The sequence below is a fragment of the Lysinibacillus sp. NPDC056220 genome, from assembly GCF_049315265.1.
GTDB classification, from domain to species: domain Bacteria; phylum Bacillota; class Bacilli; order Bacillales_A; family Planococcaceae; genus Lysinibacillus; species Lysinibacillus pinottii.
The window spans coordinates 162032-180152 of sequence record NZ_JBMOXD010000001.1 but is presented as its reverse complement, the minus strand read 5'-3'; the positions used below and the strand labels follow the sequence as shown (position 1 = coordinate 180152).

The following is an 18121-nucleotide window of genomic DNA, read 5'->3' as shown; positions in this document are numbered from 1 at the left end:
TAAAAATCCGAATATTTCTTATATTCGGATAATTTTGCGTTCATTGAAAACCCCTACCACGTAAGAGTTTCACGTATTTTCTCCCACTTTAACTGATTGTATCTACTTGGTGCTCCTGACAACAAAATGATTGACTGCCATAACAAAAGTGCTTCAATTACAAATAATTCTTTTTTCTTATATCTAATTATCAATTTGTGTATCATTTGAAACAAATATTGATTTTGAAGACATGTGAATAGATGTTATGGTAATGGTTAATTAATATAGGTATATTTAATTATTCCGAAAGAATTTAATAGCAATCTTTGCTCGCTTGGTTTTAAAAAAAGTGTAATAAACCATAATATTGTTACCGGTGTATCTATATTGGTAGAGAAATTCGTAAGAAATAGAGGTGAGAGTATGTATAATTTTTTAGATCGTTTCACTTTACAAAAGGTGCAACTGTTAGATCATATCCATAATGAAAAACGATTCTTTTCTAGTCAGGAGTTAGCTAAAAAAATGGATTTATCTGAAAGAACCATCTTAAAAATAGTGACAGAACTCTCAAGTGATTTAGAAAAATTTGATGAAGCTATTCTTTTAAACGAACTGAAACAAAAGCAATTTAAATTGGATTATAAAGATTATTTTTCAATTAAAACAATCGAAAGATTTTACCTGCAAAATTCGTTAGCATATAAAATTTTCAATGATATTTTTTATAATAAATTAGTCGATTTTAATATGTTTATTATAGAAAATTTTACAAGTCAAGCTTCTATATATCGTCAAATAAATAAAATTAAACCTTTATTAAATGAATTTCAATTAAAATATACCTCTCAAGATTTCATTACACTTGAAGGATCAGAAAAACAATTTCGTTACTTTTACTATTTGTTCTATTGGAATTCATGTTGGGGAGAAACTTGGCCTTTTTTAGGAATATCTAGAGAGGAAATAGTAGAAATTATTAAGGACTATAATCGAGAATTTCAAATTTCCGTATTATACTTGCTAGCGATTTGCTTAATACGGGCTAAAATGGGTTTTGTCATAGAAGATGACGTGGCATATACAAGATATACTGAACATCATTATCAATTTGAAAAATTTTCACAAACATTTAGTGTTTTATTTAAAAAATTCACAAACCTGAATGATGAAGCAATAGAGAAAGAGATAAAGTTTTCATTTTCATTTCTAGAATCTCAGCATCGTTATGAGAAAAGTGAAAGTTCCATAAGTTTAATGATGAATTTTGGTCAATACCATAATCAAGAATTATTTGTACAAGCTACTTTGTATTGGATGGAGAAATTTAGGAAGTTCTTTTCAATTACTTTAGATATAGAGGAATATGGAGTACTGTTTGTAAACTTACTGAACCTTCATTATCATACATTGAATTTTTCTGGTCCTGCATTTTTATTTAAAGAGGACCTTTATAAAAAGAGATTTGATTGTCATGCTACTATACAAATTGAAATTATGAATCAATTTTACGACTATCTTTTAGAGAATGAAGAATTTTATAAGGTTTTTGAACGAAGAGAGCTTTTAATTGGTAGATATCATAGATTACTAAAGCAATCAATCGATGTTCTTAAAAGAAGCACCATAAAAATAAAAATATACTCCTTGATCCATGATGTTCATTATTTATTCGATAAGGTCAAACGCGTCTTTACGCATGTTGATTATTGTACAAAAGATGAAGAAGCCGAATTGATCATTACTGATCGCCTATACTTAAATATTGCTAAAGACAAAGAAGATATTTTTGTATGGGATTCTATACCTGGGAGAGAGGATTTTTTCAGGCTAGGTACAAGACTTCAAAAAATTTACTTTACTAAAGAACAACAGCCAGACCAATTACTTTTAAAAACATTATTAAGTCAAGTATAAAGTGTGGGGATTTCATTGATTTTGAGACAAGAAAACTGAAACGAGAATTATTTGATTATTTTGAATACTATTCTTAAAAATAGTAGAAAAACATAATGGTTATACATCTGACTGCTTCATTTTTATGAGTGCATACCATCTTGCTTTAGACAAAGAATCATCATTGTACTACCTTTAACCATTTTCAAATGAAGGGGTTAAAATACATAGTCTTTTTGGTTACCTTTCTGTATAAAGTAGTTTGGGTACTTGGGAAACGAACCGGTGATAAAGTAAGACCAAACGTTTTTGTTATTAAGTGAATAACCGTTAATTCATACAAATTTTCGTTTGCTATATTTCCAATCGAAGGGGGTAATTATGATGTTACGCAATCTTTCTACAATGAAAAAATTATTAGTTTTAATGTTAATATCCATTTTTACAGTTGGTATTATTCAAGTCGTTGGATACAATACGATGAAATCTTTAAAAAATAATATAGAGGATATATTTAAGGACCGCTTAGAACCAGGTATAGTTTTGACTGATTATAGGCTAAATAACCGTATTATTTTAACATACATGTATCGTTCCTTCCATTACACTGATGAAAAAACGATTAATGAAATTCATGCTGGGGTAAAGAAGGCTTTTGAAGAAAATGAAATGAATCTTCAATTACTTAATGACACCAGCTTAAAGTCAGATGAAGCAGAAATAATAAATGAACTGATTGATGAATATCCAAGTTTTAAAGAAACTATGGAAAAAGTATTCGAATTAAGTCTTGCCAATAAGAATGAGGAAGCATTAAATCTCTATTATTCTATTGCTGAGCCTGAGTATAATAGGATTTTATCAAAAGGTAGAGAGTTAACACAATTAAATAGAGACTATGCAAGCTCTTTGTATAAGGAAAGTGTAGAAGAAGTAAATAAAAATACTAGGTATACATTGATCATTTCAACGGTATTAAGCATACTGTATGTTGTGTTCGGTTTTATTGGTGTCCGTACATATATAACAGCTCCAATAGATAAAATAAAAACTGCTGTCCAACGGGCAGAAGCGGGAGAATTAAATTTTAGTGTAGACTATGATTCTAAGGATGAAATTGGCGTATTATCTGCATCACTTAATCGTATGATTACTAAATTAAGAGATTTAATAGGTCAGGTGAAGCAATCGTCTGAACATATGGCAGCGTTTTCTAATGAACTCACGGCAAGTACGGAACAAACAAGTAAAGCCAGTGAGCATATTGCAACTGTTACGTTAGATATTGCAAGTGGAACAGAGCATCAAGTTCGAACACTAATAGAAACAGAAGATATTGTTACGCAAATGGCCCAAGATGTCCAAACAATCGAAAGTAATTCAACTAGCGTATCAGAGGCAGCTATTCATGCAGAACAAATTTCGGTGGATGGAAATGAAATTATTAAAAACGCTGTTCAGCAAATGAACAAAATCCAAACGTCTATTGATAGTCTAAATAATGTGATTTTTGGTTTAGGAGATCGCTCATCAGAGATTGGGCAAATTGTAGAAGTTATTACAAGTATTGCTGAACAGACGAATTTATTAGCATTAAATGCAGCTATAGAAGCGGCAAGAGCAGGGGAAAATGGTAAAGGATTTGCTGTGGTTTCAGAAGAAGTTCGAAAATTAGCTGAAGAATCCTCTTTGTCTGCACGGAGAATTTCTGTATTAATTGATGGGATTCAAACGGAAACGAATAGAGCGGTAGATTCAATGCAATTCACAACAAATGAAGTGGTTATAGGTATAAACTGTGTAAACACGGCAGGAGAATCCTTTAAGAAAATTCAACATGCTACCAAGGAAGTTTCGGCTCAAGTTCAGGGGATTTCTACTTCAGTAGAGCATATGGCGATAGAAATGAGACATATGACTGATTCTATGAAGCAGATCAACGGAATCGCTCAAAGTTCTGCGGAGGGAACACAAAATATTTCGGCAGCTACTGAGGAACAGCTAGCTTCCATGGAAGAAATTACTGCATCTACTTTTACACTTTCTAAAATGGCAGAAGAATTACAAAACAAAACAAATACGTTTAAAGTTTGACGTGGCAGATTTTTTAAGAAGTACATAAGAGGAATTGAAGTTATTCTACAATTATTTCAGTTAAAGGATAATCGAAGTTCTTAGGCAAGGATAAAAGGATTTGATAAACAGCTAAGTAAAAGGATACGCTTGATGTTACACTTACTCCCTATAACCAGCCAGGTACTCTAGACATTTGCACAAATGAATAACCAGAAGCTCCTATTATAGGTGAGCTTCTGGTTTTTTTGTGTGAAATTATAGGAGTTAGATAGATTCCTTAGACGTCATCAATCTGGGCTATTCATAAGTAGGTGCTAGCCTGATGTCAATGCCTTTTCTATCGCTTAATAACATAGCTGGGATAACCTAATCTCGTTACTCCCTTCATTCTTTTTTGCTGAACGGTCAAATTCAGATTCTCAAGGATATGTTGCAATAGTTTTAGAAGGTATAGCATATATTGAACTTTAATTCTCAAAATAGGAGTGGGGCAAGTGAACGATATCGAGCTATTGTTAAAAAAATTAAAGTACTTTGATAAAAAATTTAAGTTCATGATTCAGCAAAACAAAGATCATCTTCTAATTAATTATGATGAGCTATGTGAATTAATGGATGATTATTCTTCTTTTATAATCAATCGTGATAATGAAAAACAATGGAAACATATCAAACAATCGATAGAGATACTATCATTAATTGACAATTTAAGAAATAATTCTGCTGTTTGTGTCCAAATCCTAGAGAAACATTGGGCGGTATTACTAAGTCATGAAGAGAAAGAGATGACCGATTACTTTCGTAATATAGGAGCTTGTATTGGCAAGGAATTTGGAGGTTTTCAAGTTACCAGTCAATCGAAGGTACTTTTGATAGGTTCTGGGTCTTTTCCCATAACATTATTAATGGTTGCAGAACAAACAGGAGCAGACGTTTTTGGAATAGATATTGATGATGAGGCGATTCAGCTGAGCAAACATCTAGTAAATAAATTAGGAAGTCATTTATCCATTCAAATTGATAAGAAGACATTAGAGGAGCTAACAGTTATGCAGCAAATTAGTCATGTTATATTTAGTTCCACCGTAAGTAATAAATATGACATTTTAGACCAATTATATGATGTGACAAATAAAGATGTGCTGATTGCTATGCGTTATGGAAATGGACTAAAGTCTCTTTTTAACTACCCTAGGCAAAATGTAGACGAAAATAAATGGCATATAATAGAAGAAGTTATGCAACCTCAACATGTGTTTGATGTTGTTTTATATCAAAAGGTACAATGAATTTAATAGGTGAGGAGAAAGCTATGACTTATTTTAATCATGTATTACTGTTAGGAACAGGGCCTACAGTCATTCAATTAGCTGTGAATTTCAAAAATTTTTTCAAGAGTAAAATTGCTATTGCAGGTCGAGAATCTGTAAGTTCCAATATTTTCTTTGAAGCAGTTGTTCAGCATCAGCTTGTACTTAAGGTGTCTGTACAAAATACACAACATCAGGCTGTTTCAGGAGTATGTAAGATTGATGCATGTTTTAAGGGGTATCATAAAATATCTGGAAAGTGGGATACTGTTGTCCTTTGTGTGACGACAGATTCTTATCTAGCTGTATTAGCACAAATTGATACGAAAGTATTGAAGGAGGTTAGTAGCTATATATTAATCTCACCTACATTTGGTTCTAGTCTTTTAATGGCTAATTTTCTAAAGAATCTTTGCCCTCATGCAGAGATCATTAGTTTTTCCACATATTATGGAGATACTAGATGGATAGGTGGAATTCCATCAAATGAAGTTTTGACAACAGGAGTGAAGAATACAATTTATATTGGCTCAACCTACTCAACGTCTCCTAGACTAGTTAAAATTACTGAATTATTTAAGGATTTGGGAATTCATTTGAAAAAATTAGCTTGTCCCCTTGAAGCAGAAACAAGGAATATTTCTTTGTACGTCCATCCTCCCTTATTTATGAATGATTTTGCATTAAAAGCAGTATTTGAGGAGGATAACGTAACAAAATATGTGTATAAGCTTTATCCTGAGGGGCCTATTACTTATACTATGATTAGGCATTTACTAACCTATTGGGGAGAAATGATGAAAATTACAAACCACTTCAATATTCAACCTCTCAATTTATTAAAGTTTATGGTAGATGATAATTATCCATTGCAGCCAGCAAGTATAAATAGACAGGAAATCGAGAATTTTAATAAACTTGAATCTATACATCAAGAATATTTGCTCTATATTCGTTATGCTTCTTTATTAATTGATCCATTTTCTATACCAAACAAAGAAGGAAAATACTTTGATTTTTCGGCAATCCCTTTTAAAGGAATGTATAAAAATCTTGATGGAGAATGGGATATTCCTAGAATGCCAAAAGAGGACTATTTTCGTATGAAAATCATACAAGGGATTGCGAGTGCCCTGAAATTGGAAAGCCCAACGCTTGATCATTTTGTCCAAACCTACGAAAAAAAACTACAGCAAGTTGTGGCTACATCTAGGAATAAAATATTTTCTGATGCCTTCCAAATAAAATCCTATTCACAAGAAATCGAGATGATTTGTAAGGATTTAATTTTAAGTGAAAAACAAAAGACAGGGAAGAAAATATGTAACAGGATTAATTAGTTATTAAGTTTTCAATCAGTCGTATCATTAAGCTGGCTTTAGTGGTCGTATGAAAACTAAGAATTAGCGGACTCTTCAAAAGTCTGAAGTTATTGCTAAATAAATGCGTAGTGCAAGCCACCAATTAGTAGATGGGTGGTTCTATTTTAAATTGACAATGATAATCATTATCGATAAGGTGGAGATAGACGAGCATCGTCATCTCCACCTTTTCGCATGTTAGGCTAAATACGTTTGAATAATATTGCAGAATGGACTTCTGTAAAAAGATAGAGGAACAGACCTAAAATGTCTGTGTCTTTTAGCTACATCAGTAGCTTATTGAAGGGTATACGCTGTTTATGGTCAAAAGTTATTCAAGATGTATAGCTAGAATTTTACGATTACTGGTAAACAATTTTTGAAATGAGGTATGCAATTTGAACATCGATGTAAATCAGTTAGCAGCATATTTAGCACATATTCCATTTCAAGTAGAAGGAATATATCGATATGCTAGTAATTCAGGTGTGCCATACGCTGACTATACAGATGCTTTTCCTGGATTTATTTTTCCGCTTAATGGAAAAATACAATTTCATTTCAATGGCACACCTTATATCTTTTCTCCAGGAAAAATTGTGCATGGCGGTGCAAAAATGAAACTGGATCAAAAGAATTTTGATAATACGAATTGGGAATATATCCTTGTTCTCTATCGCATATGTAACTCAGAACCGCAGGAGGCAGGCTTTTCTCATCAACATTTTGAATTATCAACTGGACAATCTCCTCGTCTTATCGAATTAGTTATGCGTCTTTGGCATGTGTATAATCAGCGCGGAGGCATTTCTAGGTTTCAGACTGAAATGCTATTTCGTGATGTATTGAATGAGGCTTTATTATGTGTGGTTAATCGGCAAAATAGCTGTCAATCACATATTTTATTTGAGCAGGTATCTTCCTATATTCATGAACACTATTATCAAAGCCTTACAATTCCCTTGCTTGCAGAACAATATAACGTGAATCGAAATCGGCTATCTTATGTATTTAGAAAACATGCAGGGATGGGACCAGCAGAATATTTATTGAAATACCGTATAAACATGGCACAAGAAATGCTCTTTAAAAGTGATGCTCCTGTACAACAAATTGCGCAGGCTGTTGGAATGGATGACCCCTTTTATTTTAGTAGAGTGTTTAAGAAACAATTTGGTATACCTCCTAAAGAGTTTCGTGAGAAGTTCATTAATAATCCATGCTAGTTTCAACAAGCATCCATTCAAATCTATCAATGCCTTTACTATACTAATGGCATATCAAAGATCATATGTTGGAGGAATTTAGGATGCAAAAGATGAAAGGATTGTGTTTCTCAATACTTTTATTAGCTGGAATACTAGGAGGCTGTAATGAAACACCAACTGAAAATAAAGGAATATCTACAAAAGAGACATCTACTTCAGCGATTCAGCAGGATACTACTGATTGGCCAAGAACCATTAAGGATGCCTTAGGTAAAGAAATAGTTATCGAGAAGAAACCTGAAAAAATAGCGTCGCTTTGGTATTTTTACCCAGAAATATTAGTTGCACTGGGTGAGCCGCCTACAGCTTCTACAGATAAAGAGTATCTATCTTCTTTAGCCTATTTAAATGGAAAACTAGATTCAACCGAAGAATTAGGAGATAAATTGTCTCCTATTATTGAAAAAACTCTATCGACCGAGCCTGATTTTATTTTAGCAACAGAACATCATGAAAAACTGTATGAATCACTTGAAAAAATAGCGCCAGTCATTACTTTAAAATACCAGGATATTTATGAAGATTGGCAATATGGTCTCCGTACAGTAGCCGAGATTATTGGCAAAGAGGACGAAGCTGAAAAAGTAATTGAAAAAATGATGCAAGCAATTACAACTGGGCGTGAAGATTTAAAATCGATTGAAGGAGAGTCAGTAGCACTTATAGTGTCATGGGATGGAAAAACTTTTAATGTTTTGGGTGAAGATAACCCTGTTTATACACTTGCGTTTGATAAAGAAAAGGGGTTGGGACTTACACCAGATATCACATTTAATGGTAAGAGCAATCAGTTTTCTGCGTTCGAAGGAATTTCAACTATTCAAGCAGACCATATTTTCCTTATAGGGGATATAACCAAAAAAGAAACATTACTGAGTGAGTTAAATGAAAATAATGTTTGGAATAATATGAACGCGGTAAAGAAAGGAAATATTCATTTGATGGATACATCTGCTATTACTGGTGGCCCACTAGCTATGGAATACGCTTTGCAAAATATAACAAAAGCTCTAAAAAATTAAGTAGAACAAATAAAGGGAGAGAAGTATATGTATTATCAAGCTATTAATCTGAATGAGAGTGCAGCTCAAATAAATGAACTATGGGCACCAAAAGTTATTGGTGAAATACACGATTTCCAATTCAAGCTGGTTAAGATTGATGGAGATTTTATATGGCATGAGCATCAAGGAGCGGATAAAGTATTTATTGTCCTCCAAGGAGAGCTATTTATCGCTTTTCGCGATGGCCAGGTGAAAATTTCACAAGGGGAGATGGTTATAATTCCAGGTGGCCCTGCGCATAAGCCTTTTGCCGAAAAAGAATGCCATATTATGCTAGTGGAGCCTAAAGGCATAGTAAATACTGATAGTAAATAAAATAACAAAAATTCTAGAGCTGCATAGTCAGCTCTTTTTTATTGTACGAACGAGGCAAGCTAGAGATGGAGATAAGTGTGTTAATAACAATATATCGACCTTCAGAAGAACTATTTTATAGGAGTAAAGTATCAAAAAAATAGAATGAATTTCGAGGAAAAAAATGTTGAAAAATACTTAAATTGTAATATACTTATTTGGTAGGGTCTCATACTATAGTATTTATAAATTTATTGGAGGTATTTTATGTCAGACAGAAGTTTCGTAGCAACATTATTACTTTGTTTCTTTTTAGGAAGTCTAGGTGTTCACCGTTTTTATGCTGGTAAAATCGGTACAGGAATTTTAATGTTTTTAACATTAGGTGGATTGGGTATTTGGACAATTATTGATTTAATTATGATAATCGTTGGTAAATTTACTGATAAGGACGGCAACATTATTAAATCGTAATAGAACATAATTAGTAAATTATTGAAATATAAAAACGATGGGCTTGTACATAGATTATTTTCAGCTTGTTGATTTTATTTATAGTAATGCGATAAAAGAAGGGAGACTTTTCTAAATGTCTACCCTTCTTATTTATTTAGTGGTTAACTAATTGAGCGGATCTTATTGTTTAAGTACTTTAAGCTAACAGTATACTGCAGCTACATTAAAATAATCACTTTTTTAGTAATAATAGCTATCATTCATCATCTCTACTACAACGCCTATTACAAATGAAATAATCGTGATAATGATTGATATAGCTATACCAAACAAAGCATATATTAAAGCTGATTTTGCTGCTTTAGGTTGTGTATCTTTCCATACAAAATAGATAATAATTCCAAGTATAGGGAAACAGCATAAACTGAGTACATTAATCCAAATGTTTGGTGTATCATTTTTTGCCGCAGTTACTTGACCGCTAAATTTTAATATGTTAACGCCACAGTGTAGACAAATTTCGGCATTCTCGTTAACGCTAGAACCACAATTGGGACAATACATATTAAAGACCTCCTGCATCTTAGAAAATGCCCATTTACCAACTTTTTTCTGCTGTTCAGCTAATTAGTATAGTATCGATAACGGTTGAACGTACATCCCTTATAGAGCATATTTAGCTAAAAAAGATTATGTTCACTACAATAAATACCTTACATATGTAATCACTCGATTTAGGAACTAAATAATCCTATAAGGAGCATGGCAATATAGAATAATATGATAAGTCCTAAGTTAATAAAGAAGAAAGTTAAAGCAGATTTAGCCGCAATTGGTTTTTCGTCTTTCCAAACAAAGAACAACACTAATCCAACAAGTGGCACACAGCAAAGTGTAAGTATGTTAACGGCCCAGTTGGGTTTGTCTTCACCACTTGCATTTTTTACGCGGACTCCACAGTGGATACAAATTTCTGCGTGCTCCGAAATTTGTTCGCCGCAATTTTTACAATACATAATAGGTCCTCCAGTATTTTATAGATTTCTTCCAACATATTGGCCAAGTAAAAAAAATTGGTAACCAATAGTATAGAAAAGATAAATAATGCCGATTCCACCAGGTAATCCAGTGAGGAACCGCCTATTATTATTACTTGTCCATTTACCAAATAATTGTCCTATACCATCGATAGCCATTGGTAAAATTAATAAGGCTATAATCCATAAATCAAATCTTCCTAAAAGTATGACTAATAGTATGGATAAGAGATAGCCTACTGCCATACCAGTACACCTTGCACATAGTGGGAATTTTTTTCCATTATAATGAAATGACCGGTCTGGTCTTTGATGGCAAAAGAAAACAACCTTCAAAAGAAAATTAATACTATTTTCCAAAACTGTAACTCCTTTATTATTCTAGCGTATAGTATATAACATAAATAGAATTTATGGAATATACTACATAATTTAGTTTTAAATATATAATTTTTTAAATATTGATTGAATGAGAAATTAGTTGTTCGGAAAGATAGTTCAAAAGAGCGTTTGACAGAGGATAATAAAGTTTTTTTTGAGCTATTAAGAAGTCGACAGCTTCGGCAAAGATATATAGGCCATCTTTATATTATGGGGGGTCAATAGTAATAAATAAGTGCGGTTTCCAAAGCTGATTGAGTAGCTGAAACTCATCAGCTTTTTTCAGTTAAAGTGATTATCGCATTGTGAAAAAGGTTGAGGAGAAAGGGGCAAATGTTTCAATTTCTTTAAAAGTGATAGAGCGTTTACCTTGTCTCTGGCTTATATAAGCGGAAAAATTTAGTGTAACGGCAGGGGAAAAAGACAAAGAGCTGATATTACTTCTCTTATTCATATTGTTAAAGTTTACTATAGATTATTTTACATAGTATTTAGAATATTAATAATAAATTAGAATGTTTTTATTATTTTTCTGTTAAAATTACTATGTTAACCAATATTTTGGTAGTGTTAATTTTGACAATTACCTTGAATTCATTCATTGGATTAAACAATACCCTTATTAAATAGGAAAATGGGGAGGTATTACTCTAAGTATGAGTAAATGGAGGAAATCGAAGTATTTAAAAGCAATAACAGCAATGGCATTAACGGCTTCAACAGTAGTGGTGGTAGCACCGATTGCATCAGAAGCAAGTAGCTTTAAGGATGTCCATCGAACGCATCCATTTTATGACGACATTAAGCATTTACATGATCGTGGCATGATTAATGGGTTCCAAGATGGCACATTTAAACCTGAACAAAACTTAACACGTGGACAAGCTGCTAAAATTATTGCAAGTGTTTTAGGACTAGACACATCCAATGTTAGCAATCCCAATTTTAAAGATATTTCTACTACTCAGCCATATTTTGGAGCTATTGCGGCTTTAAAGCAAGAGGGGATTATTGATGGGTATGAAGATGGAACATTTCGTCAGGGTGATTATATTCAACGTAACCATGTAGCAAAGATTTTAGCGAACGCGTTTCATTTAAAAGCTTCGAATACAAATTCATTACCATTCACGGATGTGCGTGCTGAGTACAAAGAAGCGATTGCTGCTTTATATGAAAACAACGTAACGAATGGCAAGACAGCTACATTATTTGATGGTTCTTCAAATGTAACACGAGGGCAAATGGCTGCATTTATTAATCGTTCAGAAGCGGTTGGTCCTTCGATTTCTCACCCCTCTCAAAGTGTAACGTTTAAAGTTGAAGACTATACAGCGAATGAAATTACTATTAATGGCAAGACCTATCTTTTTAATGATTCAGTAAAGTCAATTTTTACCACTGAAAACAGAACCGCACTATTGGAGGCTGAAATTACAGCAACAATTAAAAATGGTGTGATGACAAAAGTAAATAATGTTGTTTTAAATAATGCAGGTTCAGTAGAGAAGGGAGTTGTATTCAATACAAATGCAACGCTTGATTCCATAACAATTAACGCAGATGGTGTGACAGTTAAAAATATATCGGTTACAGGAAAAGCGACTATTACCCCAACTGTTAAAACAAAAGTGGAATTTGATGGAGCCACAGTTACTGACGGAATTTTAGTAGATACCATGGATGGAGCTAATGCTTCTTTAGAAAATAAAATTGCAAATCAAAGTACACCTGTATTGAAAATTAAAAATTCGCATACTGGAAAAGTACATGTCAAACGAAATAATATTTCGATTGTGTCGAACACAGTCATTCCTGAAATTATTATGACAGCTGCTATATCCGCTATCAATATTGATGGAGCAGCAAATAAGGTAACAATAGATTCTACGGCAAAACTGAATATGACTGGAAATGTAAAGTTTGAACGACTTTTGCTTTCCACGCCCGCGGAATTAGCGTTAAATGCTGCTGGTGTAGTTAATTATTTAACGATTCTAAACCCTGATGCAAGAGTTTCAATCGGTTCAGATTTACTAATAAATAACTTATCGATCCCAACAGGTTCATCTGTAACAAAGATTATTACGAATTATGCCTCGGTGGCTAGCAAAATTAAGGCAATTATTGGAGGTTCTTCGCCGAGTACTGGGGCACCAAACACAGGTGGAGGAAATGTGGCCCCTGATCCAGTTATTCCCCCAGAAAAAGTGAATGAATTTAATGTTAAGAATGCTGAGGAATTAAAACAAGCATTAAAAAAAGCTAAAGCAGGAGACGTAATTAAATTAATAGCTCCAGTGTCTTCAGATGTAACATTAACAGATTTAGTCATGATTGATTTGAATGGTCATACCTTGATGGGGAATGTAACGATAACAGCTCCAACAGCTAAAGGGAGATATTCTTTAATGCCAACTGGTAGTACTGGTATTATTGCAGGTGATTTAATCATTGATGCACCAAATGTTAACATCAGTTTAGATGGGTTATCTGTTGAAGGAAACACAGTAATTGAGTAATTGACTAATAACTTTTCTGTAAATTCCTTTGCAAGATAGAGAAAAGGTTAAAAGATAAAAAATCTAAGGAGCTAAATGAATGAAGAAATATGAATTTAATGTCGTTTCCAAAATAGCGTTATCATTTTTACTTGTAATTTCTATGATTTTGCCCTACCTAACAGTTGTAAAGGCGGAAACGACAGAAGCTATTGGAGTGGGGGAAGCTGTCAACCAATTTGATCCCAATTCAGCTAGGAATAATGTTACTGTGGAAGGATATATAGTTGGGTTTGTTAAAGGTGAAACTTCGTATTCAGTGATAGCAGATAGCGACACAAATCTGGCTATTGCCGACACACCTGGTGAAACAGATGTCACGAAAATGCTGTATATTCAATTACCAACCTCCCCAAGCTCATATAGAGCCAACTTTGGTTTAAAAACAAACCCAAGTAATCTTGGGAAAAAAATTAAAATAACAGGGACACTAGATAAATATTTTGGTAGTCATGCAGGGCTAAAATCACCCACTTCAATTGAGTTCGTTGGAAGTGAACCAACAGAACCGACTGAACCGACTAATCCTTCTGTCACAGAAGGGACAATTGCCGAAGCTCGTGCAGCTGTTGGAACAGACCGTATAGTTCAGATTCAAGGGACCGTTACAGCAACACCTGGTAGCTGGGGTGGCAAGGCCTTCTATGTACAGGATGAGTCTGCAGGGGTATATGTTTTCTCTAATTCAACTGAAGCAGGGAGCTTAGCTGTTGGAGATATTGTCAAAATCACAGGGAAAACGAGTTTATTTAGTGGAGAAGTTCAATTTAATTCGCCAACAATTGAACGCATTTCTTCAGGGACAGCACCAGCACCACAAATAGTTAATCTACCCATTGATGACAGTATACAAGGTAAGTTAATTACACTGGAAAATGTGAAGATTAAAGATTTAGCGTCATCTGGTACGTATGGAACATTTGAGTTTAAAGCAGTTGATGCAGAAAATAACGAGCTTTTAATTCGCCATGATAACCGTACGGGCTATCAGTTCTCTCAATTTGAAGCAGGTGGGTTCAATAACAATGATGTGATTACAGTGACAGGGATTGCTTCCATTTTTAACGGGGCATATCAGTTAAAAACGTTAAACGCGGAAAGCTTTCAATTAGTATTAAATTATGAGCCTACAGAAGTAACGAATGTGAAAGCTTTTCCAGCAACGGGTGAAGTTTTTGCAGGTACAAAGGTAACATTGTCTACAGATACACCAAATGCAACAATCTATTACACGTTAGATGGTTCCGAACCGTCAACAGCTAGTGAGGTTTATAATACAGCAGCGGGCATTGTTGTAAATGAAGCAATGACGATTAAAGCATTTGCTACAGCAACGGGCTTAAACGATAGTGGAATGACGACCTTTAATTTTACAATTAAAGATGCACCAACCCATATTTCGATTACGGAAGCACGTAATAAAGAAATAGGACAAGTGGTAACCGTATCAGGTATTGTAACAGCAAAATTAGAAACAGCGACTGCTCACATTCAAGATGAAGACGGAGCGGCGATAGCTATTTATCCTGTAGATAGTCTTACTGCAAAAGTCGGTGATCGGGTGTTGGTGCAAGGTAAAGTAGATGAATATAGTGGACTAAAGCAATTAACGAATATTTCGCTTGTTGGCATGCCTGTTCCTTCTCCAATACCAGAGGCACATATTATTAAAAGTATTGAGGTTGGAGAAGACAATGAATCGAAATTAGTAACCATTAAAAATGTTGCTATTACTGGTTCAGGTCAAAACTTTACCGGAACTGATGATGCAGGCACATTTGCTATTTATGATAAAACAAGAGACTCTGGTTTAGTAAGTGGAAAAACGTATGGGGAAATTACAGGCATTGTTGGTCAATATACAAACCATCAACTCCTCCCGCTTCGCATTATTGAAGATGTAACAAAGGTTCAGGATATCAAAGCTTCTCACGTTGGTGGAATAACAGCTGGTACGAAGGTTACGCTTTCTACCATGACAGAAGGTGCAACGATCTATTACACATTGGACGGCTCTGCACCAACAACAGCTAGTACAAAGTATACAGGGGAAATTATTGTTAATCAGCCATTGACGATTAAAGCGATTGCAGTGAAAGAAGGTTTAACGAATAGTGCGATTGCTACATTTGTTTATGAGATGATTGATACTAACAATGCCACAATTAGCGATATTCAAGGGGCAAGCCACCTATCACCATATGTCAATTTAGCAGTAAATGATGTAGAAGGAATTGTAACATTCGTTATTAATTCAAGTAGCTTCATTATGCAAGAAGGCGATACAGCATTCGATGGCGTAAAATCGACAGCGATCAAGGTAAGTAAGTCGGCACATAATGTAGTAGTAGGGGACGTTATTAAAGTATCAGGAAATGTAACTGAAGCGGGTGGCAACTCTCGATTAAGAGATACGCAAATTTCAGCAACCAATATTACAAAAACAGGTAAAGCAGTAATTCCAGAGCCTCTTGTGATAGGAGAGGATCTATTCCCGCCAAATAAAATTATTGATAATGATGGCTTGGCAATTTTTGATCCACAAGAAGATGGCATCGATTTTTGGGAATCCATTGAGTATATGCGAGTATCGTTCCCAGAGGCGAGAGTGATTGGACCAATGTACAATAATGATTCACCAATTGTTGTACCAAGCACAACAAATAATACATTTAATGTGAATGGCGGTTTAAATATTGCAGCCGATGATTATAATCCGGAAAAAATTATGCTTGAAGGAGTAGCTGGAAAAAATTATGATTCAGGGGATCGCTTTAATGAACCGCTTATCGGATTTGTAGAAAACTTTACAGATGGCTATCGACTGAACACGAATAATGTTTTTCCTAATGTAACAAAGGCACATCTTCAACAAGAAGTGACGCATCTTCAACCAGTAGCGGACAAATTAAATGTCGCTTCTTATAATATCGAAAACTTTTCGAATAATCCTGCCAATACATCTAACGAAAAAGTAGACAGAATTGCAGCGACATTTGTAAATAATATGAAGTCACCAGATATTATTACATTAGTCGAAGTTCAAGATAACGATGGTCAAATTGATTCAGGAAATGCAGATGCATCTGAAAGCTACATGCGATTAATTCATGCGATAAAAGCTGCGGGTGGTCCTGCTTATGATTGGATTGATGTCATGCCAATTAACAATACAGTAGGCGGTGCACCAGGCGGTAATATTCGTGTTGGCTATCTATATAATCCGACAAGTGTTTCATTAGTGTCAGGTATAAAAGGGTTAGGCAACCAAGCGAATACATGGACAGCAGATGGAAGCCTTGCTTTAAATCCTGGCTTTGTTGATCCATCAAAATTTGTAGATACACGAAAACCAATTGCAGCGGAATTTGAATTCCAAGATGAACGTGTAGTTATTATCGGAGCTCACTTAAATTCTAAAGGTGGGGATGGTTCACTTTGGGGACCAACACAGCCACCAGTTTTAGAATCAGTTAAGAAACGTATTCAACTTGCTCAGGCCATCAATGATTTTATCGATGAAGGACTTGCCATAAATCCGAATTTAAATTTCATAGTGGCAGGGGACATGAATGACTTTGAGTTCACACCAGCACTTGAAACATTGAAAGGAGATGTTTTAACGAATATGATAGATAAAGCCCCAGAGCAAGATCGTTTTACGTACTTCTTCCAAGGGAACAATCAAGTGTTGGATCATATTTTAGTTTCGAATCATCTTGCGGATGTTACGGAAATTGACCTAATTCATATGAATGCGAACTTTACAGAGGCACAAGGCAGAGCATCGGATCATGACCCTGTATTAGTTCAAATTGATTTGCAAGCAGGAAAAGAAGAAATACCAACACCAATAGTACCTGAAAATGTATATAGCTTTAATCACTACAAGACTGGTAAATTAATAGTGAATCGTCCAAGCATTTCATTAACGTTAGGGGAAAATACCATTATTAAAAATGGCATTGCAGTATTTAGTCAATATGCCGAATTCCATGGCGAAGGATTTGCAAACAAAACTGTAGTGATCAGTCCTAAAAAAGGAAATGCGATTATTGACTTTAAAGGTACGAAAATTGGTTCCATTATTATTGAAGGAAAAAATGTAAAAGAAATCCGTAATTTACCTGCTGGATCGACCATAACGTATACAAAAGGGGCATCGGCAGAGGAAATTGAATTTAAGTAATGACTACTTGCAGGAACAATGTAAAGCATATGCTAATCATACTTTATTTTGATAATTAAACAGTATGGACAGTATTCATGAAGTACAGTAAAAAAATTAGCCATTCCAAACTTTTGGAGTGGCTTTTACTTTACCTCATTCATAACTAGCCTATAGTAGATTCATTTCTGTGGACAAGAATTCTTTCAACGGCAGATATTTGATGGTCCTATGTATTTTAAATATGAAAACGAAAAAATTGACGAA

At 34.2% G+C, this 18121-nt stretch carries 13 protein-coding genes; 10 read left to right on the top strand and 3 right to left on the bottom strand.

Translation table 11 applies throughout. From position 1 onward, the window contains the following. The first annotated feature begins 405 nt into the window (after window positions 1-405). The 8 genes from ACOZBY_RS00845 (at window position 406) to ACOZBY_RS00810 (ending at window position 9725) form a co-directional block, all read left to right on the top strand. Window positions 406-1899 carry a helix-turn-helix domain-containing protein gene (locus ACOZBY_RS00845; protein ID WP_197150371.1) on the top strand — a complete coding sequence of 498 codons (1494 nt, stop codon included), beginning with the start codon at window positions 406-408 and terminating at the stop codon, window positions 1897-1899. Between the two features lie 360 nt (window positions 1900-2259). Then, on the top strand, window positions 2260-3972 hold the full coding sequence (locus ACOZBY_RS00840; RefSeq protein ID WP_080695179.1) for a methyl-accepting chemotaxis protein: 1713 nt from the start codon (window positions 2260-2262) through the stop codon (window positions 3970-3972). 476 nt (window positions 3973-4448) lie between these two features. After that, on the top strand, window positions 4449-5243 hold the full coding sequence (locus ACOZBY_RS00835) for a nicotianamine synthase family protein (protein ID WP_036215113.1): 795 nt from the start codon (window positions 4449-4451) through the stop codon (window positions 5241-5243). A 23-nt stretch (window positions 5244-5266) separates the two neighbouring features. After that, a complete protein-coding gene (locus ACOZBY_RS00830; RefSeq protein WP_416277455.1) occupies window positions 5267-6604 on the top strand; it encodes an opine metallophore biosynthesis dehydrogenase in 1338 nt (445 codons plus the stop codon). Between the two features lie 419 nt (window positions 6605-7023). Next, the gene (locus ACOZBY_RS00825; protein WP_197150374.1) at window positions 7024-7851 is read left to right on the top strand and encodes a helix-turn-helix transcriptional regulator; all 828 of its coding nucleotides are present in this window, start codon (window positions 7024-7026) and stop codon (window positions 7849-7851) included. Between the two features lie 83 nt (window positions 7852-7934). After that, complete coding sequence (locus tag ACOZBY_RS00820) at window positions 7935-8915, top strand: ABC transporter substrate-binding protein (RefSeq protein ID WP_422761254.1); 981 nt, start codon at window positions 7935-7937, stop codon at window positions 8913-8915. 27 nt (window positions 8916-8942) lie between these two features. Then, window positions 8943-9272, top strand: coding sequence for a cupin domain-containing protein (locus tag ACOZBY_RS00815; RefSeq protein WP_012293526.1), 330 nt, complete (start codon window positions 8943-8945; stop codon window positions 9270-9272). 246 nt (window positions 9273-9518) lie between these two features. Next, window positions 9519-9725, top strand: coding sequence for a TM2 domain-containing protein (locus tag ACOZBY_RS00810; protein ID WP_012293527.1), 207 nt, complete (start codon window positions 9519-9521; stop codon window positions 9723-9725). A 222-nt stretch (window positions 9726-9947) separates the two neighbouring features. Here the strand turns inward: ACOZBY_RS00810 and ACOZBY_RS00805 are convergent, their stop codons facing one another. From ACOZBY_RS00805 to ACOZBY_RS00795, 3 genes are all read right to left on the bottom strand, one after another. After that, window positions 9948-10271 carry a zinc-ribbon domain-containing protein gene (locus ACOZBY_RS00805; RefSeq protein WP_036161079.1) on the bottom strand — a complete coding sequence of 108 codons (324 nt, stop codon included), beginning with the start codon at window positions 10269-10271 and terminating at the stop codon, window positions 9948-9950. Between the two features lie 170 nt (window positions 10272-10441). Continuing rightward, the gene (locus ACOZBY_RS00800) at window positions 10442-10723 is read right to left on the bottom strand and encodes a zinc-ribbon domain-containing protein (RefSeq protein ID WP_031417829.1); all 282 of its coding nucleotides are present in this window, start codon (window positions 10721-10723) and stop codon (window positions 10442-10444) included. Window positions 10724-10741: 18 nt separating this feature from the next. After that, entirely contained in the window at window positions 10742-11080 is a 339-nt protein-coding gene (locus tag ACOZBY_RS00795) for a DUF2085 domain-containing protein (RefSeq protein WP_063389796.1), read from the bottom strand. 701 nt (window positions 11081-11781) lie between these two features. Between ACOZBY_RS00795 and ACOZBY_RS00790 the strand changes: the two genes are divergently transcribed. Together ACOZBY_RS00790 and ACOZBY_RS00785 are read left to right on the top strand one after the other, a co-directional pair. Next, a complete protein-coding gene (locus tag ACOZBY_RS00790) occupies window positions 11782-13647 on the top strand; it encodes an S-layer homology domain-containing protein (RefSeq protein WP_422761251.1) in 1866 nt (621 codons plus the stop codon). A 79-nt stretch (window positions 13648-13726) separates the two neighbouring features. Next, the gene (locus ACOZBY_RS00785; RefSeq protein ID WP_422761249.1) at window positions 13727-17875 is read left to right on the top strand and encodes a chitobiase/beta-hexosaminidase C-terminal domain-containing protein; all 4149 of its coding nucleotides are present in this window, start codon (window positions 13727-13729) and stop codon (window positions 17873-17875) included. Window positions 17876-18121: the final 246 nt, after the last annotated feature.